Genomic DNA, 21,611 nt, shown 5'->3' on the forward strand with positions numbered 1-21,611 from the left:
CCCGCGATGCCGTTCGCCCGACTTTCCGCCGCGACCACCCCCACCGCCCACATCGGGCTCGGCCTGGCCGCCGTCGGCAGGCCCGGCTACCTCACCCCGCACCGCGACCGCGACCTGCCAGGTGACCGCTCGCCCGGCGCCCTGCGCGACCGTACGCACGAACTCCTCGACGCCGCCTACGCGCAGGGCGTCCGCTACATCGACACCGCCCGCTCCTACGGGCGCGCCGAGGAGTTCCTGGCCGGCTGGCTCGCCGCGCACCCCGAGGCGGACGACGTCGTCGTCGGCAGCAAATGGGGCTACACCTACACCGCCGACTGGCGCCCCGACGCCGAGACCCACGAGGTCAAGGACCACAGCCCCGCCGCCTACGAGCGCCAGCGCGCCGAGACCGCCGCCCTCCTCGGCGACCGGCTCGACCTCTACCAGATCCACTCCGTCACCCCGGACAGCCCGGCGCTCACCGACAAGGACCTCCACACCCGCCTCGCCCGCCTCGCGGACGGGGGCGTCAGCGTCGGCCTGTCCACCAGCGGACCCGGCCAGGCGGAGGCGATCCGGGCCGCCCTCGCGATCACCGTGGACGGCGCCCCCCTCTTCCGTACCGTCCAGGCCACCTACAACGCGCTGGAGACCTCGGCCGGGCCCGCACTCGCCGAGGCGCACGCCGCCGGGCTCACCGTCATCGTCAAGGAGGCCATGGCCAACGGCAGGCTCGCCGGCGACCAGGCGCCCGCCGTCGTGCGGGAGATCGCGGGGGAGGAGGGCCTGGGCAGCGACGCGGTCGCCCTCGCCCTGGTGCTCCACCAGCCCTGGGCCGGGGTCGTGCTCTCCGGCGCGGCCACCCCCGCCCAGCTCTTCGGCAACCTCCACGCGACCGTGCCAGTCCTCGACGAGGAGCGGCGGGCCCGGCTGGACGCCCTGGTCGAGGAGCCGGAGGCGTACTGGCGCCACCGCGCCTCGCTGCCCTGGAACTGACCCCGGCGCACGGCACCGCCCGGCCGCCCGCCCGTCACATCGCGGCCGCACCGGCGGCACCGGCATCGGCAACCTCGGTGGCTGGCTGACGACCGTCGTGGGACGGGTCTGCCTGGACATGCTGCGCTCCCGCCGCGCCCGGCGCGAGGAGCCCCTGGAGACCGGCGCGGACGCCCTCGTCCTGCCCGGCCCCGGCCTCGGCCCCGCCCGCTCCGGCGATCCGGAGGAACAGGCCCTCGTCGCCGACTCCGTGGGTCTGGCGCTGCTCGTGGTGCTCGAAACGCTCGACCCGGCCGAACGCCTCGCCTTCGTGCTGCACGACATGTTCGCCGTGCCGTTCGACGAGATCGCCCCGATCGTCGACCGCACCCCGGCCGCCGCCCGCCGGCTCGCCAGCCGGGCCCGCCGCCGGGTGCGGGGCGCCGACCCCGTACCCGACCCGGACGCCGGCCGGCGGCGCGAGGTGGTCGAGGCGTTCCTGACCGCCGCCCGGGGCGGCGACTTCGAGGCGCTGCTCGCCGGTCATGCGGTTCACCGTCGAGAACGGGCGGATCGTGGAGATGTACGCGATCAGCGACCCGGCGCGGCTGCCCGGCCTGGACCTGGTCCTGCTGGACCACTGACCCGACCCGCGCACCGGCGGGACGCCACTGACCCGGATGAGACAAATTTGTCTCATCCGGGTTAGTGTCGTCTCATGAGTGTTGATCGAGAGCAGGTGCTGCGCGCCGCTGCGGCCCTGCTGACCCGCAAATCCACCGCCACCATGGACGAGGTCGCCAGGGCCGCCGGCATCGGCCGCGCCACCCTCCACCGGCACTTCGCCGGCCGCGACGCCCTCGTACGGGCGCTGGAGGAACTGGGCATCCAGGAGTTCGGGGCGGCCCTCGACGCCGCCGCGATGGACGAGGGCACGAGCGAGGAGGCGCTGCGCCGCTTCGTCGCCGCCGTCGAGCCGAGCGCCGGACTGCTCTCCTTCCTGGTGACGGAGAACCAGCTCTTCGAGGGCGAGGACCAGAACCCCGGCTGGGACCGGCTGGACGCCCGCGTCGCCGCCTTCTTCCTGCGCGGCCAGGAGCGCGGCGAGTTCCGCATCGACCTGACCCCGGCCTGGCTGACCGAGGCGCTGTACGGGCTCATCGGCAGCGCGGCGTGGGCCGTTCAGGCGGGCCGGGTGGCCGCACGGGACTTCCCGCACATGGTCGTCGAGTTGCTGCTCGGCGGCGCACGCCGGAGCGTGGAGCAATGAGCAGCGTCGCAGAACAGCCGGAACCCCCCGTGGAGCCGCACCGGCCCGGCCGGTGGATCGCGCTGGCCGTCCTCGTCCTCGCGGTGCTGCTGGTCGCCGTGGACGCCACCGTGCTCGGCCTGGCCACCCCGTTCCTCAGCGAGGACCTGGAGCCGACCGGCACCCAGCTGCTGTGGATCGGTGACGTCTACTCCTTCGTCATCGCCGGACTCCTGGTCTCCATGGGCAGCCTCGGCGACCGCATCGGCCGCAAGAAGCTGCTGCTGTGCGGTGCCACCGCCTTCGGCGCGGTCTCGGTGCTCAACGCCTACGCGCACACCCCCGAGATGATGATCGTGGCGCGCGCCCTGCTCGGCGTCGCCGGCGCCACCCTGATGCCGTCCACCCTGGCCCTGATCCGCAACCTCTTCCACGACCCCCGCGAGCGCAGCCTCGCCATCGGCATCTGGGGCGCCATGGCCTCGGCCGGGGCCGCCGTGGGACCGGTCGTCGGCGGATTCCTGCTCGAACACTTCTGGTGGGGCTCGGTCTTCCTGATCAACCTGCCGGTGATGGCCGTGCTCGTGGCGGTCGGCATCAAGCTCATCCCCGAGTCGAAGAACCCGGCGCCCGGCCCCTGGGACCTGCCGAGCGTGGGTCTCTCGCTGGTCGGGATGATCGCCGTCGTCTACGCCATCAAGGAGCTGGCCGCGCACGGCGCGAGCTGGACCCCGGCCCTGGTGGGCGTCGCCGGACTGCTGGCGCTGACCTGGTTCGTACGCCGTCAGTTCCGGCTCCCCGCGCCCCTGCTCGACATGCGCCTCTTCCACCACCGGGGCTTCTCCGGCGCCGTGCTGGCCGATCTGCTGACCATCCTGGGCCTGTCCGGACTGGTCTTCTTCCTCTCCCAGTTCCTCCAGCTGGTCCAGGGACGCGGACCGCTGGAAGCCGGGCTGGCCGAACTGCCCGCCGCCGTGGGCGCGGTCACCGCGGGCCTGCTGGCCGGCGTCGTCGCCCGGCGGTACACCGTACGGGTGGTGGTCTCCGGCGGGCTCGCCGCGATCGGCCTGGCCCTGGCCACGGTCGCCGCCGTCCACCGCGACACGGCCTACCCGCTGATCGGCGCGCTGCTCCTGGTCGTCGGCGTCGGCGCGGGCTTCGCGTTCACGGTGACCTCCGACGTCATCCTCTCCAGCGTCCCCAAGGAGCACGCGGGCTCCGCCTCCGCGGTCTCCGAGACGGCGTACGAACTCGGCGCCGCCCTCGGCATCGCGCTGCTCGGCTCCATCGTCACCCACTCGTACCAGAGCTTCACGGCCCCCGAGGGCACCCCGACCGCCGTCTCGTCCGCCGCGCACGAATCACTCGGCGGCGCCGTGGAGTCCTCGCACCTGCTGCCGGCCCACGAGGCCGCCGAACTGGTCTCCGCCGCCCAGGACGCGTTCGTGGACGGGCTGCACCTCGCCTCAATCATCGGTGCCGTCGTCCTCGTGGCGACCGCCGTCGCCGCCTGGTTCCTGCTGCGCGGCCAGGAACTGGAGGAAGGCATCGTGCACGAGTAGCCCGGCATACGTGTGAGGGCCCGCCCCCGGCCGGGAGCGGGCCCTCACACGGGGCGTCGGCGGATCAGGCCGCCTTCGCCTTGGTCGCGTACATGTCCACGTACTCCTGGCCGGACAGCCGCATCACCTCGGCCATCACGGAGTCCGTCACCGCCCGCAGCACATAGCGGTCGCGGTCCATGCCCTCGTAGCGCGAGAACTCCATCGGCGCGCCGAAACGCACCCTGACCTTGCCCGGCCGGGGCAGCCCCGCGCCGCCCGGCTGGAGCTTGTCCGTGCCGATCATCGCGAACGGCACCACCGGCGCGCCCGTCATCAGCGTCAGCCGGGCGATGCCGGTACGGCCCCGGTAGAGCCGGCCGTCGGGGGAGCGGGTGCCCTCCGGGTAGATCGCGAAGGCCTTGCCCTCCTCCAGCACCCGCCGGCCCGTCATCAGCGCCGCGACACCGCCGCGCCCGCCGTCACGGTCCACCGGGATCATGCCCACGCCGGTGAAGAACCAGGCCATCAGCCGGCCCTTGAGGCCCTTGCCCGTCACGTACTCGTCCTTGCCGATGAAGTACACCGGCCGCTCGCAGCAGATCGGCATGATCATCGAGTCGATGAACGTCAGGTGGTTGCCCGCGAGGATCACCGGCCCGGTCCCCGGAATGTTCTCGATGCCGTCCACCTGCGGACGGAACATCAGACGCAGGATCGGTCCGAGCACTGCCTTGATGAGTGCGAGTCGGGACAACGCTTCCTCCGGTGTAGTGGCCGGGCGGCCGGGCGACGGTGGTGGGGGTCCATGCAGGTGAGGACGATACTCGCGGGTACCGGCCCCGCGCACATCGGGTTCACACACCGGATACACCGCGTCGACACGCATTCGCGCCGTGTTCGTCCAGGTGCCGCCCCCGCGACCCCGCCCCTGCCTACGCTCGGTCCTCGCCCGACAGGTGCCGTACATCACATGCGAGGAGTATTCATGACAGAGCGTGCGCAGGCCGCGCCGGGACGACGGACCCTCATCGGGGCGGGAGCGGCGGTCCTGGGAACCGCCGCCCTGGGCGTCACCACAACGGCGCAGGCGGCCGGGCGGCACGGCGGCCACGGCGGCCACCGCCTCGACCTGCCGGTCCCCACGGTCATCGGCCACCGGGGCGCCAGCGGCTACCGCCCCGAACACACCCTGGGCTCCTACCAGCTCGCCCTGGACCTGGGCGCGCACATCATCGAGCAGGACCTCGTGCCGACCCGCGACGGCCACCTCGTCTGCCGCCACGAGAACGACATCACCGCCACCACGGACGTCTCCGAGCACCCCGAGTTCGCGAACCGCCGCACCACCAAGACCGTCGACGGCGTCCGCCTCACCGGCTGGTTCACCGAGGACTTCACCCTCGCCGAACTGAAGACGCTGCGCGCCAAGGAGCGCATTCCGGCCAACCGCCAGAAGAACACCCTCTACGACGACCGCTGGGAGGTCCCCACCTTCGAGGAGGTCCTGCGCTGGGCCGACCGCGAGGGCCGCCGCCGCTCCAAGCCCGTCTGGCTGTACGTCGAGACCAAGCACCCCACCTACTTCCGCGGCCTGGGCCTCGGCCTGGAGGAGCCGCTCGCCAAGCTCCTGCGCCGCTACGGACGCCACCGCGCCCAGTCCCCGGTGATCCTCCAGTCCTTCGAGCCGGGCAGCGTCCAGCGCCTGGCGAAGCTGGTCGCCACCCCGCGCATCGTGCTCCTCTCCGGCGCCGGCAGCCGCCCGTGGGACTTCCAGGTGTCCGGCGACCCGCGCACCACGGACGACCTGATCACGCCGAAGGGCCTGAAGTGGCTGGCCTCCTTCGCCCAGGGCATCGGCCCCACGCTTGACCTGATCATCCCCAAGGACGCCTCCGGCCGGCTCACCGAGCCCACCACACTGGTGCGCGACGCCCACGCCCGGGGCCTCGTCCTGCACCCGTACACCATGCGCAACGAGAACGCCTTCCTGCCCGCCGACTTCCGGCGCGGCACCGACCCCCACGCGTACGGGGACGCGTTCGGCGCGTTCGCCGCGTACTTCGCGACCGGGATCGACGGCGTCTTCTCCGACAACCCGGACACCGCGCTGCTCGCCGCGGCGGACTTCACGGCACGGCGCTAGGACGGTGGGCCCGGCTCCCCTGCACACCCGTTCCCGTCACATCGCAGGGGAGTTGGGTATGTCACAGCGGAGTTTGGGCCCCATCCGTTCCCGTCGCCTTGGATGTCTGCGCAGAATGCTCCCCGGCGGAGGTTGTCGCTCCTGATCTTCGGGAAAGGAGCGGAAGACAACCGGCGGATCAGGTGAGCGGGAGGCATGCGCACATGGGCATGAGCGTGACCATCTCGGCGGCGGGCGCACAGGACGCCGAAGAGATTCTGAAGCTTCAGTACCTCTGTTTCCAGAGCGAGGCGGAGCTGTACGGCAATTACCGCATCGACCCGCTCATCCAGACCCTCGACTCGCTCCGCACCGAGATCGCGGACCACCTGGTGTACGTGGCCCGCCTCGGCGACGAGGTCGTCGGCTCCGTGCGGGGCACGATCGACGAGGAGGGCACCGGCCGGATCGGCAGGCTCTGTGTCCACCCCCGGCTGCGCGGCCACGGCCTCGGCGCCCGGCTGCTGCGCGCGGCGGAGGCCGGCCTCGCCGAGGAGCGCTCCGCCACCCGCTTCCGGCTGCACACCGGCCACCGCAGCGAGGGCAACCTACGCCTCTACCGGCGCGCGGGATACGCCCCCGTGGGCAACGCCACCGGCAGCGACGGCGTCATGATGATCCTGCTGGAGAAGGACGCCCAGGCCCCCGGCGCGTACGTCGCCAGCGCCTAGCGTTTACGTACGAACGAGGCGGGCGCCGCGTTCCGGCCGTTACGCGGTACGGGCGCGGCGCAGCCACATCATCCCGGTGACCGGCAGGATCACCGGGATGAACAGGTAGTCCCGGCCGCAGTACGACCACACCGTGGCGTCGGCGAACGCGGACGGCTCCACCAGCGTCCACGCCCCCACCACCAGCACCCCGGCCAGCTCGGCCGCGCAGCACACCAGCGCCGTCCGGCGGGCCCGCTCGCCCCCGCGCACCAGCGAGTACGTGATGAAGCCGTAGACCGCCGCGGCCACGGCCGACAGCACATAGGCCAGGGGCGCGCGGTCGAAGTCCAGGATCATCTGGACGATCGAGCGGGACGCCGCCGCCACGGTGAACACCCCGTAGAACCAGACCAGGACCCGGCCGGGGCCGCGGCTCAGGTCGAAGGGCCGCTTCTCGTCGGCGGCCGTCGCCGGCGTGGTGTCGGTGTCGGCCACGGTCAGCCTCCCCAGATGTCGTAGAGCCGTACTTCGAGGACGGCCAGGACGACCGCGCCCGCCGCCACCGTCACCGAACCCCAGCGGGTCCGCTCGCTCAGCGACAGGAACCCCGCCGCCGGAACGGCGAGGAACGCCCCGGCCAGATACGCGATGAAGATGGTCATGCCCTGCTCGGGCCGCTCGCCGCGGGCCAGCTGCACGATCCCGGTCACCAGCTGCGCCAGCGCCAGCAGCGAGACGACGGCCATACCGATGAAGTGCCAGTCCTTGGTGGGCTGGTCCCGGTAGGCGGCGTGTCCGCACCAGGCGGCGAGGGCGAGGGCGGCCGCGGCGACCGCGACCGTCAGGGCGTCGAGCATGTGCCGAGGGTATTACGGGGCGCCGGGACGGCCGCGTGCGCCCCTGCGGGCCGGGCTCCGGGGCCGCGGGCGTACGGGCCGGCGGCCGTGGCCTTGACCACAGCGGGCGCCCGCCCCCGCCACCCCGGAACAGCCGGAACCAGCCAGTCGCCGCCACTATCGCCGCAGGTCAGAGCGGTATGGTCGGAATTCGCCGCCGGGTACGGAGTTGAGGTGCATCCCTGTCCGCGAATGTCCGCTATTCGGACAAACGGTTCGACCGTCCGTCCGGGTCTGTTTTACTTGTGCCCATGACCACGACGAGCAGCCGCACCCTTGCGACCGAGGCGAACACGACGCCCGGTGCTCGTTGTATGTGTCGAATGCGCGCCTTCTGAGGGCCCACGACCGAGCCTCGCGCCCCGAAGCGAAACACCCTTCCTCCCGGCCGTCCGCACCCAGCGGCACGAGCCCGCACGGGCCCCGGCCCGCGGTGAACGCCGCGCCCGGCCGCCCCGGAACCGCTCGGAACGTCCGATCGAAAACGTCCGGATCACCCCCTGGACGCATGCCCCGTGCCCGGCGGACACCGCGCCGCGCACTCGACAGTGACGGAAACCCCTGTGATCACCACGACGGGCCTGACGAAGGTCTACCGGTCGCGCGACCGTGAGGTCACCGCCCTGGACGGCGTCGACCTCCACGTCCGCGAGGGCGAGGTCTACGGCGTCATCGGCCGCAGCGGCGCCGGCAAGTCCTCCCTGATCCGCTGCGTCAACCTCCTGGAACGCCCCACCTCCGGCACCGTGACCGTGGACGGCCGGGACCTCACCGCCCTCGCCGGCCGCGGCCACCGTGCCGGCCGCGAACTGCGCGAGGCACGCAGTCGCATCGGCATGGTCTTCCAGCACTTCAACCTGCTGGCCTCGCGCACGGTGCAGCGCAACGTCGAACTCCCGCTGGAGATCCTCGGCGTCACCGGCCGCGAGCGCTCCCGCAAGGCCCTCGAACTCCTCGACCTGGTCGGCCTCGCCGACAAGGCCACCGCCTACCCGGCCCAGCTCTCCGGCGGCCAGAAGCAGCGCGTCGGCATCGCCCGCGCCCTGGCCGGCGACCCCAAGGTGCTCCTCTCCGACGAGGCCACCTCGGCCCTGGACCCCGAGACCACCCGCTCCATCCTCCAGCTCCTGCGCGACCTCAACCAGCAGCTCGGCCTCACCGTCCTGCTCATCACGCACGAGATGGACGTCGTCAAGACGATCTGCGACTCCGCCGCGCTCATGCGGGGCGGCCGCGTCGTCGAGTCCGGCACCGTCGGCGAACTGCTCGCCACACCCGGCTCCGAGCTCGCCCACGAACTGTTCCCCGTCGGCGGCACCCCCTCCGCGGCCGACCGCACCGTCGTGGACATCACCTTCCACGGCGAGGCCACCGCCCGCCCGGTGATCTCCCAGCTCTCGCGCACCTACAACATCGACATCTCGATCCTGGGCGCGGCGATGGACACCGTCGGCGGCCGGCAGATCGGCCGCATGCGCATCGAGCTGCCCGGCCGGTTCGAGGAGAACGTCGTCCCGATCGGCTTCCTGCGCGAACAGGGCCTCCAGGCCGAGATCGTGGACGCCGAACCCGTCACCACGACCGCCCCCGCAACCGCACCGCTCATCAAGGAGGTGGCGAAGTGACCTGGTCCGAAATGCAGCCACTGCTGTCCCAGGGCACCGTCGACACCCTCTACATGGTGCTGTGGTCCACCGTCGTCACCGTCCTGGGCGGACTGCCGCTGGGCGTCCTGCTGGTCCTCACCGACAAGGGCGGACTGCTCCAGAACACCCCGGTGAACAAGATCGTCGGCGTGATCGTGAACATCGGCCGCTCGCTGCCGTTCATCATCCTGCTGATCGCCCTGATCCCCTTCACCACCTGGGTCGTCGGCACCTTCATCGGCCCCACCGCCATGATCGTGCCGCTCGCGGTCGGCGCCATCCCCTTCTTCGCCCGGCTCGTCGAGACGGCCGTCCGCGAGGTCGACCACGGACTCGTCGAGGCCGTCCAGTCCATGGGCGGTTCCATCCCGACGATCGTCCGCAAGGTCCTCCTCCCGCAGGCCCTGCCGTCCCTCGTCTCCGGCATCACCACCACCGTCATCGTGCTCATCGGCTACTCCGCGATGGCCGGCGCGGTCGGCGGCGAAGGGCTCGGCTCCAAGGCCGTCACCTACGGATTCCAGCGCTTCGACAACCGCTTCATGCTCGTCACCGTCGCGCTGCTGATCGTCATTGTGACCCTCGTCCAGCTGATCGGCGACCTCGCTGTCCGGCTGCTGGCCCGCCGCGGCCGCACCACCTGAGACTTCCCTCCCCACCGAGCCCGCACTCCTTGTCCGGGCGCACCACCACCACCTGAAAGAGGCACTCTTCGTGCGTACCACCATCAAGTACACCGCCGCTGCCGCCGCCACCGCCGCCATCGCCCTGGGCCTCACCGCCTGCGGCACGGACTCCGACCCGGCGGCCAAGAGCGGCGGCGACGCCGACACCTCCAAGGCGCTCGTCGTCGCCGCGTCCCCGACGCCGCACGCCGACATCCTCGGCTTCGTCAAGAAGAACCTCGCCGACAAGGCCGGCCTCAAGCTGGAGGTCAAGGAGTTCACGGACTACGTCCTGCCGAACACCGCCACCGAGAGCGGCCAGGTCGACGCCAACTTCTTCCAGCACCAGCCCTACCTGGACGACTTCAACGCCAAGAAGAAGACCCACCTGGTCTCCGTCGGCACCGTCCACCTGGAGCCCCTCGGCCTCTACTCCCAGAAGGTCAAGGGCCTCGACGGCATCAAGCCCGGCCAGACCATCGCCGTCCCCAACGACACCACCAACGAGGGCCGCGCGCTCCAGCTGCTCGCCGAGAACGACCTCATCACCCTCAAGGACGGCGTCGGCTCCGACGCCAAGCTGAGCGACATCACCGACAAGAAGGGCCTGGAGTTCAAGGAGCTGGAGGCCGCCACGGTCCCGCGCGCCCTGAACGACGTCGACGCCGCCGTCATCAACGGCAACTACGCCATCGAGGCCAAGCTCAGCCCCGCCAAGGACGCCCTCGTCCTGGAGAAGGCGGACGGCAACCCGTACGCCAACATCGTCGCCGTCAAGAAGGGCGACGAGAACGACCCCCGCGTCCAGAAGCTCGTGAAGCTCCTGCACTCCGACGAGGTCAAGAAGTACATCGAGGACACCTACCAGGGCTCCGTCATCCCGGCCTTCGGCAACGCCAAGTCCTGACCCCCGCAAGGCACTTGCCCCACGAGCCCCGCACACCCCACCCAGGGGGGTGCGGGGCTCCGCCGTGCGGACCCGGCCATGCGCGCCGCCCCCGCGATGCTGCATGCTGTGCATTTACACGGTCTTCGGCATGGAGCGGCGCATGACTTCCACCTTCCCGGACATCTCCATCAGCACGGACCGGCTGGTGCTGCGCCCATTCGACATGGCGGACATCCCCGCGTACATCGAGATGATGAACGACGAACTCGTCACCGCCTGGACCCACGCCCCCCACCCCTACACCCAGGTCGACGCCGAACGCTGGGTCCGCCGCATCGCCCCCGGCCACCGCACCAAGGGCGACGGGATCGCCCTCGCCGTCACCGAATTCCTCACCCAGCGCCTGGTCGGCTCGGTACGGCTGCGCAACACCGACTGGCGCACCCTGTCCACCGAGGTCGCCTACATCACCGCCCCCTGGGCCCGCGGCGAGGGATACGCCACCGAGGCCGTGCTCGCCGTCGCCCAGTGGCTCTTCCGCGACCAGGGCTTCGAACGCATCGAACTGCGCACCGCCGCCGACAACACCGCCTCCCAGCAGGTCGCCCAGAAGCTCGGCTGCATCAGCGAGGGCGTCCTGCGCAACGCCCGCATAGCGCGTACCAGGACCGAGAACGGCACGGACGGCGGCTGGACCGACATCCGCACCGACCTCATCGTCTGGGGCCTGCTCCCCGAAGACCTCGAAGGCGTCGCCGAACAGCTCGCCGACGCCGGCGGATACGGCACCTACAACGACTGGAACTGACCGGGCCCGGGTCCCGGCGCCCCGCAGCCGGGAGGACCGGGTAACCTCACCCTGCCCGCCCCCGGGACAACCGCCCCCGCCTGCGACGACTCCAGGAGACTGACACCAAGATGGCCGACCGGGTCACAGTGATCGGCTGGGACGGTTCACCCCTGACCAGAGCGGCCACCGCCGCGCTCTCGGCCGCGACCCTGGTCGCCGGCGCCCCCCACCACCTGGCACTGCCCGAAGTGCCCGGGAGCGCCGAACGCATCCGCCTCGGCTCCGTGGACCTCGCCGCCCGCCGCATCGCCGGCCACCGCGGCAGCGCAGTCGTCCTCGCCGACGGCGACCCCGGCTTCTTCGGCGTCGTCCGCACCCTGCGCGCCCCCGCACACGGCCTGGAGGTCGAGGTCGTCCCGGCCGTCTCCTCCGTCGCCACCGCCTTCGCCCGCGCCGGCATGCCCTGGGAGGACGCCCAGACCGTCGTCGCCCACCCCCGCACCCTGCGCCGCGCCGTCAACGTCTGCCGCGCCCACCACAAGGTCGCCGTCCTCACCTCGCCCGGCGCGGGCCCCGCCGAACTCGCCCTGCTCCTCGAAGGCGTCCACCGCACCTTCGTTATCTGCGAGGAACTGGGCACCGACCGCGAACAGGTCACCGTGGTCACCTCCGACACCGCGGCCGACCACGTCTGGCGCGACCCCAACGTCGTCATCGTCATCGGCGGCGGCCCCGAACGGCAGGAGGCCGCCTGGATCGCGGGCCGCCACCCCGCCCAGCCCCAGGGCGTACGCGGCTGGGCCCTGCCCGCCGGCGCCTACCCCGACCCCGGCGCCCGCCCCTCCGGCGACAGCGGCGAGGGCGAGGGCCCCGTGCTGCGCGCCGCCCAACTCGCCCACCTCGGCCCCCGCACCGGCGACCTCGTCTGGGACATCGGCTCCGGCGGCGGCGCGCTCGCCGCGGAGGCGGCCCGCTTCGGCGCGGCGGTCCTCGCCGTGGACAGCGACCCGGCCGCCTGCGCCCGCACCGCGGCCGCCGCCCGCGCCTTCGGCGTCCAGCTCCAGGTCGTCGAGGGCCGCGCCCCGCACGTACTGGAACGCCTGCCCGAACCCGACGTCGTACGGATCGGGGGCGGCGGCGTCCCCGTCGTCACCGCCGTCGCCGACCGCCGCCCGGAACGCATCGTCACCCACGCCTCCACCCGCGACGAGGCGGAGGCGCTGGGCGCCGCCCTGGCCGGCAACGGCTACACGGTCGCCTGCTCGCTCCTCCAGTCCGTCGAACTCGACACGACCGCCTGGTCGGAGCGCGAACGCACGGTCGTCTTTCTCCTTTCCGCACTGCGTTCGGACCTTGCCCCCTGACCCGTCCGCACGCGGTGCGAGGTAGGCTGGCCGATCGTCGCACCGCTCCCGGACGTTCGTCGCTTCGTTCGTCAATGTCCGGAAAAGGGGACCGTTTTGGCCCTGGCTGTGGTACGGCAACACCCTGGAAAGCGCAACGTGGCGCAGTCCACAGCGAGCCGTGGCGAAATGACCTGCCGCGGCGGCGAACGACCGCGAGAATGCAGGATGTCCGCGACCGATTCGTGCCGCGCGGCGCGCCCGCTCGTTCCACCGGACGAGCACCGCGTGCCGTGTCCGGGCGTGCCAGGGCGACGGGCCGAAGGAGCACTGACGATGGGCGAGGGGAACGCATGAGTGACACCGGCCAGATCCCGGCCGAGGGACTGCCGGAGAACGGGGGCACGGTGGAGCAGCCGGGTGTCCCCGCGCCGGACTCCTACACCCCCGAGGACGACGATCTCCTGCTGATGCCGAGCGCACAGGGCGCCTGGGGCGAACCCCAGCCGGTCCAGGCCCCTCACCACTACACCGACAGCACCGGCGCGCACGGCGCGTACCAGCCGGCGGACCCGGCGCACGCCCAGGGTCCCGTCCAGCTCCAGGAGCAGCCTCCGGCGTACGCGGCGCAGCACGCCGAGCCGCTGCCCGGCAGCCACGAGTCCGGAGGCCGCGATTCCGGCGCCGTGGACGTCGGGGCCGTCCGCATCCCCTCGCCCGCCCCGCAGCCCCAGGCCACCGCGCGCCGCCCGCTGCACCGCGGCCCGGCCTCGCCCGAGCCGACCTACGGCGGTACGTCGGGGGCCGGCGTGGTCCGCTCGCTGGCCGACCGCGGCCCGGCCCGGACCCAGACGACCGCCCGCCACGCGGGCCCGCCGCCCGCGGAACCGGAGTACTTCGAGCCGCAGCCCGAGCCGCTTCCGGGACCGCAGCTCGGCGCGATCCCGCCCCAGAACGCCCACGCGTGGACGGCCCCGGCGCCGACCCCGCCGCCGGCAGCAGAAACGGTCGCTCCGGCAGCGCCGGTGACCCCGGCCGCGCCCGAGGCGGCGTCGGAGCCGGCCGTGGTGGCCGAGCCGGTCGCGCAGCCGGCCCCGGCCGTGGAGCCGGTGGCGGCTGTCGCCGCCGCTGTCGTGGAGCCCGTGGCACCGGCGGAGCCGTCCGCCGCCGTGGAGCCCGCCCCCGCCGTGGTCGCCCCCGAGGCGGTCGCGGCCGTGGAGCCCGCGCCGGTCGTCGAGACCGCCGCGGTGGCGGAGGAGGCCGCCCAGGCGGCCGTGGTCGAGCCCGTACCGGATGCGGACGCTGCCGTGGCGGCGGAGCCGACGCCGGCCGCCGAGGCGTCCCAGGCCCCGGCCGTCACCCCGGCCACCGCACCGGAGGCGGCCCCGGCCGCACCCGCAGAGCCCGTTCCGGCCGCCGAGCCCGCCCAGGCCGCTGAGGCCGCGCCGGTTGCCGAGGCCGTAGAGACCGTCGAGGTCGCGGAAGCCGTCGAGGCCGTCGAGGTCGTCGCGGCGGAGGAGCCCGCGCCGGCCGCAGAGGCCGCCGAGACCACCCCGGCCCCGGAGGCCGCCCCGGCCGCCGACGCCTCGCAGGCGACGGACCCCGTCCAGGTGACGGACCCCGTTCAGGCGACGGACCCCGCCGAGGCCACCGCCCCCGCGCCCGTCGCCGAGCCCGCCCAGGCCGTCGAGGCGCAGCCCGCCGTGACGGAGGAACCTGCTCCGGTTGCCGACCCCGCCCAGGCGGCAGAGGCGACCCCGGTGACAGAGGCGACTCCGGCACCGGAGGCGGCCCAGGTCGCGGACCCCGCCGCAGAAGCCGCTGTCCCGGCCGCTGAGCCCACCGAGCCCCCCGCGGCCGAGGAGCCCGCCCCGGTCGCTGAAGCTGCCGAGGCCGCCGAGGCCGAGCCTGCCGTGGCGGGGGAGCCCGCCCAGGCCCCGGAGGCCGCTGCGACTTCCGCCGCTCCTGCCGCCGAGGCCACAGACGTGCCCCCGGCCGCCGAACCGGAGCCGGCCGTGGCGGAGCCCGTACCGGCCGACGCCGACCCCGCCGCCGAGGCGGCCCCGGCGGCGGAGACCGCGCAGCCCGACCCCGCCGCCCAGGCCGCCGAGCCCGCCGCAGCGGAGGAGGCCGCCGAGGCCACCCCGGCCGTTGAGGCCCCGGCCGCCGAGGCCGAGCCCGGACAGGCCGAGCCCGTACCGGCGGCGCAGGCCGCCCCCGGCGCCCCCGCCGCCGAGGCGGCTCCCGACCCCGGTCGGTCGATACAGCCCGAGGCCGGACCCGAGGTCATCGAGACCCCGGACCCGGGCGACGAGACGGCCCCCGCGCCCGGCTACGACGACGCCGAGCGGGAGGCGGTCCTGCGGGTGATGCGGGAGCGCCGCGACATCCGCAACGGCTTCCGCAGCGACCCCATCCCGCACGAGGTGCTGCTCCGCGTCCTGGAGGCCGCGCACACGGCGCCCAGCGTCGGGCACTCGCAGCCGTGGGACTTCGTGGTCATCCGGTCCGCCGAGACGCGCCGCTCGATGCACGAGCTGGCGCAGCAGCAGCGCGAGGCGTACGCCAAGTCGCTGCCGAAGGCACGGGCGAAGCAGTTCAAGGAACTGAAGATCGAGGCGATCCTCGACACGCCGGTCAACATCGTGGTGACGGCCGACCCGACGCGCGGCGGCCGCCACACGCTCGGCCGGCACACGCAGCCGCAGATGGCCCCCTACTCCTCGGCGCTGGCCGTGGAGAACCTGTGGCTGGCGGCCCGCGCGGAGGGCCTCGGCGTGGGCTGGGTCAGCTTCTTCGACGAGCGCGAGATGGTACGCGCGCTGGGGCTGCCGGAGCACCTGGAGATCGTGGCGTACCTGTGCGTCGGGTACGTGGACGAGTTCCCGGAGGACCCGGAGCTGATGCAGGCGGGCTGGTCGAAGCGCCGTCCGCTGTCCTGGGTCGTCCACGAGGAGACGTACGGCCGCCGCGCCCTGCCCGGCGAGGCGCCGCACGACCTGCTCCAGGAGACGATCTCCAACATCCGCCCGCTGGACGCCAAGGCGCTCGGCGAGGCGTGGGAACGCCAGAAGCGGATGACGAAGCCCGCCGGTGCGCTGGGCATGCTGGAGATCATCTCGGCGCAGCTGTCCGGGCTGTCCCGGATGTGCCCGCCGCCGATCCCGGAGCCCGCGGCGGTCGCGGTCTTCGCCGGCGACCACGGGGTGCACGCGCAGGGCGTCACGGCGTGGCCGCAGGAGGTCACGGGCCAGATGATCGCCAACATGCTGAGCGGCGGCGCGGTCTGCAACGCGTTCGCCTCGCAGGTGGGCGCCGAGGTGTGCGTGGTCGACGTCGGCGCGGTCGCGGAACTGCCCGCGACGCCGGGCCTGTTGCCCCGGAAGGTACGGGCGGGCACGGGGGACTTCACGACCGGCCCCGCGCTCACCCGCGACGAGGTCCACGCGGCCATCGAGGTGGGCATCGAGACGGCTCGCGACCTGGTGGCGGCGGGCAACAAGGGCCTGCTGACGGGCGAGATGGGCATCGCCAACACCACGGCGTCGGCCGCCCTGATCTGCGTGTACACGGGGATGGACCCGGCCGAGGTGACGGGCCGGGGCACCGGCATCAACGACGAGATGCACGCCCGCAAGATCGACGTGGTACGCCGGGCCCTCGAACTCCACCAGCCGGACCCGGCCGACCCGATCGGCGTCCTGGCGGCCGTGGGCGGCCTGGAACACGCGGCGATGGCCGGCTTCCTGCTGGGCGGGGCATCGCTCCGTACGCCGGTGATCCTGGACGGAGTGAGCGCGGGGGCGGCCGCCCTGGTGGCCCGCGCGATCGCCCCGGAGGCCCTGGCGGCCTGCATCGCCGGCCACCGCAGCGCCGAGCCCGGCCACGTCGCCGCGCTCAACAAGCTGGGCCTGCGCCCGCTGGTCGACCTCGACCTCCGCCTCGGCGAGGGCACGGGCGCACTCCTGGCACTCCCGATCGTGCAGAGCGCCGCCCGCGCGATGCACGAGGTGGCCACCTTCGACTCGGCGGGCGTGACGGAGAAGTAGTCCGCCCAAGGTCCGGAGGCGTTGCCTCCGGACCTGTCGCCCCGCCCCGGAGACCCCTGCCAGCCCCGCCGGCGTTTGAGGCGCGGGGTCCGGGGCGGAGCCCCGGTTCGGGAAGGGGCGGGGAGGGGACAAGGCCCGCCGCAGGCGCACCCCGCCCCCCTCCCGCCCCGCCCACCGAACCCCGCGGCCGCAAGGCCACCCCGGTATCGTGAACCCCACCCACCCCAGCCGCTCCACCGCCGCAGCGGCCGCGCACCCCGCACCGCACGAGGAGCCCGCACCACCATGGCCGACCACGCCGATCGCCCCGCCTACCCCGTCGGACTGCGCCTCAGCGGGCGCCGCGTAGTCGTCGTGGGCGGCGGCCAGGTGGCGCAGCGCCGCCTCCCCGCCCTCATCGCGGCCGGCGCCGACATCACCCTCGTATCGCCCTCCGTCACCGCCTCCGTCGAGGCGATGGCGGACACCGGCGAGATCCGCTGGGAGCGCCGCCGGTACGCCGACGGGGACCTGGCCGACACCTGGTACGCGCTGATCGCGACCGACGACCCGGCGGCCAACGACGCCGCGTCCGCCGAAGCGGAACGCACCCGCACATGGTGCGTCCGCAGCGACGACGCCGAGGCGGCCACCGCCTGGACCCCGGCCACCGGCCGCAGCGCCGGCGTCACCGTGGCCGTGCTCACGGCCGGCGCCCAGGGCCGCGACCCGCGCCACTCCGCCGCCGTCCGCGACGCGATCGTCGAGGGCCTGCGCACCGGCAGCATCGCCGCCCCGCACCACCGCACCCGGACCGCGGGCGTCTCCCTCGTCGGCGGCGGCCCCGGCGACCCGGACCTCATCACCGTCCGCGGCCGCCGCCTCCTCGCCGAGGCGGACGTCGTCATCGCCGACCGGCTCGGCCCGCGCGACCTGCTCGACGAACTCCCGCCGCACGTCGAGGTGATCGACGCCGCGAAGATCCCGTACGGCCGCTACATGGCCCAGGAGGCCATCAACAACGCGCTGATCGAGCACGCCAAGGCCGGCAAGGCCGTCGTCCGGCTCAAGGGCGGCGACCCGTTCGTCTTCGGCCGGGGCATGGAGGAGGCCCGGGCGCTCGCCGCCGAAGGCATCCCGTGCACCGTCGTGCCCGGCATCTCCAGCTCCATCTCGGTCCCCGGCGCCGCCGGAATCCCCGTCACCCACCGGGGCGTCGCCCACGAGTTCACCGTGGTCAGCGGCCACGTCGCCCCCGACGACGAGCGCTCGCTGGTCGACTGGGCCGCGCTGGCCCGGCTGCGCGGCACCCTGGTGCTCCTGATGGCCGTCGACAAGATCGGCGCCATCGCCCGTACGCTCGTCGAACACGGCCGGTCGCCCGAGACCCCGGTCGCCCTCGTCCAGGAAGGCACCACCGCCGCCCAGCGCCGCGTCGACGCGACCCTCGCGACGGTGGCCGAACGCGTGGTCGCCGAAGAGGTCCGCCCGCCCGCCGTCATCGTCATCGGCGACGTGGTCGAGGTCGGCCCCACCGCACCGGGCGCCGCGTAGCCGACGGCACCGCACCCCCGGACCACCGGCACCACCCACCGACAAGGCAGCAGCGAACCGTGGCAGAACCCATCACCGTCGAGGACCCCGACGACCCCCGGCTGAGCGACTACACCGACCTCACCGACGTCGAACTCCGGCGCAGGAAGGAACCCGCCGAGGGCCTCTTCATCGCCGAGGGCGAGAAGGTCATCCGCCGCGCCCTCCAGGCCGGGTACGCCATGCGCTCCATGCTGCTCTCCGCGAAGTGGCTCGACGTCATGAGCGACGTCATCGAGGACGCCGAAGCCCCCGTCTACGCGGTCAGCCCGGAACTCGCCCAACGCGTCACCGGCTACCACGTGCACCGGGGCGCCCTCGCCTCCATGCGGCGCAAGCCCCTCCCGGCCCCCGCCGACCTCCTCACGCGCGACGACGCGATCCGGCGCGTCGCCGTGTTCGAGGACATCGTGGACCACGCCAACCTGGGCGCGGCCTTCAGGAACGCCGCCGCACTCGGCGTGGACGCGGTCCTGCTCACCCCGCGCTGCGCCGACGCCTTCTACCGCAGGTCCGTCAAGGTCTCGATGGGCGCCGTCTTCCAGGTGCCGTGGACCCGGCTCACCGACTGGCCGCAGGACATCGAAGTCCTGCGCGCCGCCGGATTCACGCTCGCCGCGCTCTGCCTCAGCGACCGCGCCATCACCCTCGACGAACTCGCCGCCCGCGACGACGAAAAGCTCGCCCTCGTCTTCGGCACGGAAGGCGACGGCCTCGCCCCCGCCACCCTCGCCGCGGCCGACGAACACGTCCGCATCCCGATGGACGCGGGAGTCGACTCCCTCAACGTGGCAGCGGCCTCGGCGGTGGCCTTCTACGCCACCCGCCCCCGAACCGCCTGACGCGACCGTACGGGCCGGACCGGAGCCGCCTAGCGCGGAGCCCGGTCCTGGCTGCTCTGCCCCTGCGCGTGGCCGAGGTCCACACCCAGCCCCCGGGCCGGTCCCTGGCAGCCCTGGGCCGCCGCGATGCCGAGCGCCACCAGCAGCGTGACCACCACGAAGACGACGAGGCGCTGGCGCAGCAGCTTCGGATTGGCGGGACGACGGCCCGTCGACGTGGTCCTGGTACCGGGACGGGTGCCCGGCCTGCCGTTCGTCCCGTTGGTGCCCTGGGGACGGCGGTTCGGACGGGTCCCGCGCGGCGGCTGCTGCGCCGGGCGCCCGCCGCCCGTACGGACGGGGGCGGGACGGGCCCCGGAGGGACGGTTCTGCGGGCGGGCACCCGGCGCGGGACCGGCCGCGCGGCGCGTCTGCTGCTCCGTGTACGGACCGTCCAGCCGGCCGGTCGGCCGGTCCGCCTCGTGGGGCGAACGCTGGAGCGGCGGCCGGCTCTCGTGCAGCCCCTTGGCCTCGCGCGCCGCGATCTCCTTGAGCCGCATCGACAGCTGCAGCGTGCTCGGGCGCTCCTCCGGGTCCTTCGCCAGGCAGGCGCTCACCAGCGGCGCCAGCGCGTCGTGCACATCGAACAGCTGCGGCTCCTCGTGCACCACCCGGTAGAGCATGACCTCGGAACTGCCGTGCCCGAACGGGGAGTCCGCCATCGCCGCGTACGCCAGCGTCGCGCCGAGCGAGAACACGTCCGTCGCCGGAGTCACCGCCGCGCCCCGCACCTGCTCGGGCGCGAGGAAGCCGGGCGAGCCCACCGCCGTGCCCACGTGCGTCAGCGTGGACGCGCCGGTCGCCCAGGCGATGCCGAAGTCGATGATCCGCGGGCCCTTGGGGGAGAGCAGGATGTTCGACGGCTTCAGGTCCCGGTGGACCACCCCCGCCTCGTGCACCGCGACCAGGCCCTCGGAGAGCGCCGCCCCGATCGAGGCGACCTCGGCCGCCGACAGCGGGCCCTCCTCGGCCACCTTGTCGTGCAGCGACGGGCCCGGCACGTACTGCGTGGCGAACCAGGGACGGTCCGCCTCCAGGTCCGCCGCCACCAGCCGGGCCGTGCACCCGCCCCGGATGCGCCGGGCGGCGGACACCTCGCGCGCGAACCGCGAACGGAACTCCTGATCCTCCGCCAGGTCCGGGCGGATCACCTTGAGCGCGACCCGCTGGCCGCGCCGGTCCGAACCCAGATAGACGACGCCCATACCGCCGGCCCCCAGCCGCCGGTGCAGCCTGAACGAGCCGACGACACGCGGGTCCTCGCGCCGGAGCCGCATCATCGCCATGTCTGCCCATCCCCGCTGCCTGGTACGCCTGCCGAGGCACAGCTTACGTACCCGTCGCCCGGGGCGCTCAGAGGCCGCGCCCTCGCGGGAGATTCGATTGTCAGTGCCGGGTGGGAAACTTGAGAAGTGGTCAGGACGCCACAGAGGCGCCCTGACCCGTCCGAGACCTCAAAGGCCTATCACTGAAGGGGGATTGGGTCATTGACATCCTCCCCCGGCCGAAACAGGGGGATTTCTGACTCACGCTGCCTGCGGACCAGCAATCCGGCAGGTCTTCCACGATCAGCGCCAGCCGGGTTGAGACCAGCCCGGGTTCGCGTGACACAGCTTCAACGTGCATGTGCTGTCTTGGTTCTCGATCAGCACGGCGTACGCGCTTGGTTCTCGCTACGTACTGCGCAAATTGTACCCGAGCCGGGAGGACGTCTCCGAGCGTCCCCTCCGGGAAGACCCCAACACCGCGTAGTCCCGTCTCCACCCAGGGGAGTACGTGAAGCGTGCACGGCTCATCCTCCGGGAGGCCCGGGATTCGGTACGCGGGCATGACGTCGCCCGCCCCCCGAATCCCTAATGTTGAGTCCAAGCGGCGGGCGTTGCACTCGTCCCCCGAGGTCACACGCCCGCCGCCCCACATCGGACCAGGAGAGGAACCATGGCGGACACGGCAGCGCGGACGATCGTCCGCACGCGGGGACGCAGGGCGTACGCCGCGTTCGGCAGCCGCCCGTCGTCCGGCCGACGTCACCCCTTGGTGGCGACGGCCATGGTCCTTCCCCTGGCGGCCCTGCTCGCAGTCGTCTTCGGCGGCTGGGAAGCGGTGGTCACACAGGCGTCGTCCGTGGGCGTGATGCTGGGGCGCTGAGCGGCGCCCCGGGTCCGGAAGAGCGGTCCGGACCGGGACATCCGGCCAACAACCCCGTGGGGACGGGGGTGCGGCGGACGGCAGCGTTTGTCCGGTCAGCTGGGGAGCTGGCCGGACATCGCGCTGCCCGGAACCCGCGAGCGGGCC

Annotated in this window: 18 protein-coding genes and 2 pseudogenes; 16 read left to right on the top strand and 4 right to left on the bottom strand. The window is 73.4% G+C overall.

The genetic code is table 11. From position 1 onward, the window contains the following. Positions 1 to 6 precede the first annotated feature (6 nt). From DNK56_RS13345 to DNK56_RS13360, 4 genes and pseudogenes are all read left to right on the top strand, one after another. Entirely contained in the window at positions 7 to 978 is a 972-nt protein-coding gene (locus DNK56_RS13345) for an aldo/keto reductase (protein WP_111333850.1), read from the top strand. Between the two features lie 64 nt (positions 979 to 1,042). Further along, a pseudogene (locus tag DNK56_RS13350) lies at positions 1,043 to 1,498 on the top strand (sigma factor-like helix-turn-helix DNA-binding protein); the annotation flags it as partial. A gap of 177 nt (positions 1,499 to 1,675) precedes the next feature. After that, on the top strand, positions 1,676 to 2,227 hold the full coding sequence (locus DNK56_RS13355) for a TetR/AcrR family transcriptional regulator (RefSeq protein WP_111333852.1): 552 nt from the start codon (positions 1,676 to 1,678) through the stop codon (positions 2,225 to 2,227). After that, complete coding sequence (locus DNK56_RS13360; RefSeq protein WP_111333854.1) at positions 2,224 to 3,768, top strand: MFS transporter; 1,545 nt, start codon at positions 2,224 to 2,226, stop codon at positions 3,766 to 3,768. Before DNK56_RS13355 ends, DNK56_RS13360 begins: the two co-directional genes overlap by 4 nt. Positions 3,769 to 3,832: 64 nt before the next feature. Here the strand turns inward: DNK56_RS13360 and DNK56_RS13365 are convergent, their stop codons facing one another. Next, positions 3,833 to 4,504 carry a lysophospholipid acyltransferase family protein gene (locus DNK56_RS13365; protein ID WP_111333856.1) on the bottom strand — a complete coding sequence of 224 codons (672 nt, stop codon included), beginning with the start codon at positions 4,502 to 4,504 and terminating at the stop codon, positions 3,833 to 3,835. A gap of 231 nt (positions 4,505 to 4,735) precedes the next feature. Between DNK56_RS13365 and DNK56_RS13370 the strand changes: the two genes are divergently transcribed. The 3 genes and pseudogenes from DNK56_RS13370 to DNK56_RS13375 all read left to right on the top strand — a co-directional run bounded on the left by DNK56_RS13370 (position 4,736) and on the right by DNK56_RS13375 (position 6,603). Further along, on the top strand, positions 4,736 to 5,893 hold the full coding sequence (locus DNK56_RS13370; RefSeq protein WP_111333858.1) for a glycerophosphodiester phosphodiesterase: 1,158 nt from the start codon (positions 4,736 to 4,738) through the stop codon (positions 5,891 to 5,893). Positions 5,894 to 5,927: 34 nt separating this feature from the next. After that, positions 5,928 to 6,075: pseudogene (locus DNK56_RS36570) on the top strand (sigma-70 family RNA polymerase sigma factor); the annotation flags it as partial. Positions 6,076 to 6,096: 21 nt separating this feature from the next. Beyond that, entirely contained in the window at positions 6,097 to 6,603 is a 507-nt protein-coding gene (locus DNK56_RS13375; protein ID WP_111333860.1) for a GNAT family N-acetyltransferase, read from the top strand. Positions 6,604 to 6,642: 39 nt separating this feature from the next. Here DNK56_RS13375 and DNK56_RS13380 read toward each other — a convergent pair whose 3' ends face one another. Together DNK56_RS13380 and DNK56_RS13385 are read right to left on the bottom strand one after the other, a co-directional pair. Further along, positions 6,643 to 7,080, bottom strand: coding sequence for a hypothetical protein (locus tag DNK56_RS13380; protein ID WP_111333862.1), 438 nt, complete (start codon positions 7,078 to 7,080; stop codon positions 6,643 to 6,645). Between the two features lie 2 nt (positions 7,081 to 7,082). Then, positions 7,083 to 7,442, bottom strand: a complete 360-nt coding sequence (locus DNK56_RS13385; protein ID WP_111333864.1) for a hypothetical protein — start codon at positions 7,440 to 7,442, stop codon at positions 7,083 to 7,085. Positions 7,443 to 8,044: 602 nt separating this feature from the next. Here DNK56_RS13385 and DNK56_RS13390 point away from each other — a divergent pair. The 8 genes from DNK56_RS13390 (at position 8,045) to DNK56_RS13425 (ending at position 19,277) form a co-directional block, all read left to right on the top strand. Next, on the top strand, positions 8,045 to 9,106 hold the full coding sequence (locus DNK56_RS13390; RefSeq protein WP_199563765.1) for a methionine ABC transporter ATP-binding protein: 1,062 nt from the start codon (positions 8,045 to 8,047) through the stop codon (positions 9,104 to 9,106). After that, positions 9,103 to 9,771, top strand: a complete 669-nt coding sequence (locus DNK56_RS13395; RefSeq protein WP_111333868.1) for a methionine ABC transporter permease — start codon at positions 9,103 to 9,105, stop codon at positions 9,769 to 9,771. Before DNK56_RS13390 ends, DNK56_RS13395 begins: the two co-directional genes overlap by 4 nt. A gap of 70 nt (positions 9,772 to 9,841) precedes the next feature. Then, the gene (locus tag DNK56_RS13400; RefSeq protein WP_111333870.1) at positions 9,842 to 10,699 is read left to right on the top strand and encodes a MetQ/NlpA family ABC transporter substrate-binding protein; all 858 of its coding nucleotides are present in this window, start codon (positions 9,842 to 9,844) and stop codon (positions 10,697 to 10,699) included. A gap of 103 nt (positions 10,700 to 10,802) precedes the next feature. Further along, complete coding sequence (locus DNK56_RS13405) at positions 10,803 to 11,489, top strand: GNAT family N-acetyltransferase (protein WP_111333872.1); 687 nt, start codon at positions 10,803 to 10,805, stop codon at positions 11,487 to 11,489. A 110-nt stretch (positions 11,490 to 11,599) separates the two neighbouring features. Then, positions 11,600 to 12,835, top strand: coding sequence for a precorrin-6y C5,15-methyltransferase (decarboxylating) subunit CbiE (cbiE, locus tag DNK56_RS13410; RefSeq protein WP_111333874.1), 1,236 nt, complete (start codon positions 11,600 to 11,602; stop codon positions 12,833 to 12,835). A gap of 332 nt (positions 12,836 to 13,167) precedes the next feature. Continuing rightward, a complete protein-coding gene (cobT, locus tag DNK56_RS13415; protein WP_111333876.1) occupies positions 13,168 to 16,863 on the top strand; it encodes a nicotinate-nucleotide--dimethylbenzimidazole phosphoribosyltransferase in 3,696 nt (1,231 codons plus the stop codon). A 285-nt stretch (positions 16,864 to 17,148) separates the two neighbouring features. Then, positions 17,149 to 18,396 (top strand): uroporphyrinogen-III C-methyltransferase, encoded by a 1,248-nt coding sequence (cobA, locus tag DNK56_RS13420; RefSeq protein WP_111333877.1) that lies wholly within the window; start codon positions 17,149 to 17,151, stop codon positions 18,394 to 18,396. Between the two features lie 59 nt (positions 18,397 to 18,455). Then, the gene (locus tag DNK56_RS13425; RefSeq protein WP_111333878.1) at positions 18,456 to 19,277 is read left to right on the top strand and encodes a TrmH family RNA methyltransferase; all 822 of its coding nucleotides are present in this window, start codon (positions 18,456 to 18,458) and stop codon (positions 19,275 to 19,277) included. Positions 19,278 to 19,306: 29 nt separating this feature from the next. On the opposite strand, the gene DNK56_RS13430 is transcribed toward DNK56_RS13425, so the two are convergent. Further along, positions 19,307 to 20,602 (bottom strand): serine/threonine-protein kinase, encoded by a 1,296-nt coding sequence (locus DNK56_RS13430; protein ID WP_111333879.1) that lies wholly within the window; start codon positions 20,600 to 20,602, stop codon positions 19,307 to 19,309. A 652-nt stretch (positions 20,603 to 21,254) separates the two neighbouring features. On the opposite strand from DNK56_RS13430, the gene DNK56_RS13435 reads away from it, so the two are divergent. Then, the gene (locus tag DNK56_RS13435; RefSeq protein ID WP_111333880.1) at positions 21,255 to 21,464 is read left to right on the top strand and encodes a hypothetical protein; all 210 of its coding nucleotides are present in this window, start codon (positions 21,255 to 21,257) and stop codon (positions 21,462 to 21,464) included. Positions 21,465 to 21,611: the final 147 nt, after the last annotated feature.

It is taken from the genome of Streptomyces sp. AC1-42W (genome assembly GCF_003248355.1).
Lineage (GTDB): Bacteria > Actinomycetota > Actinomycetes > Streptomycetales > Streptomycetaceae > Streptomyces.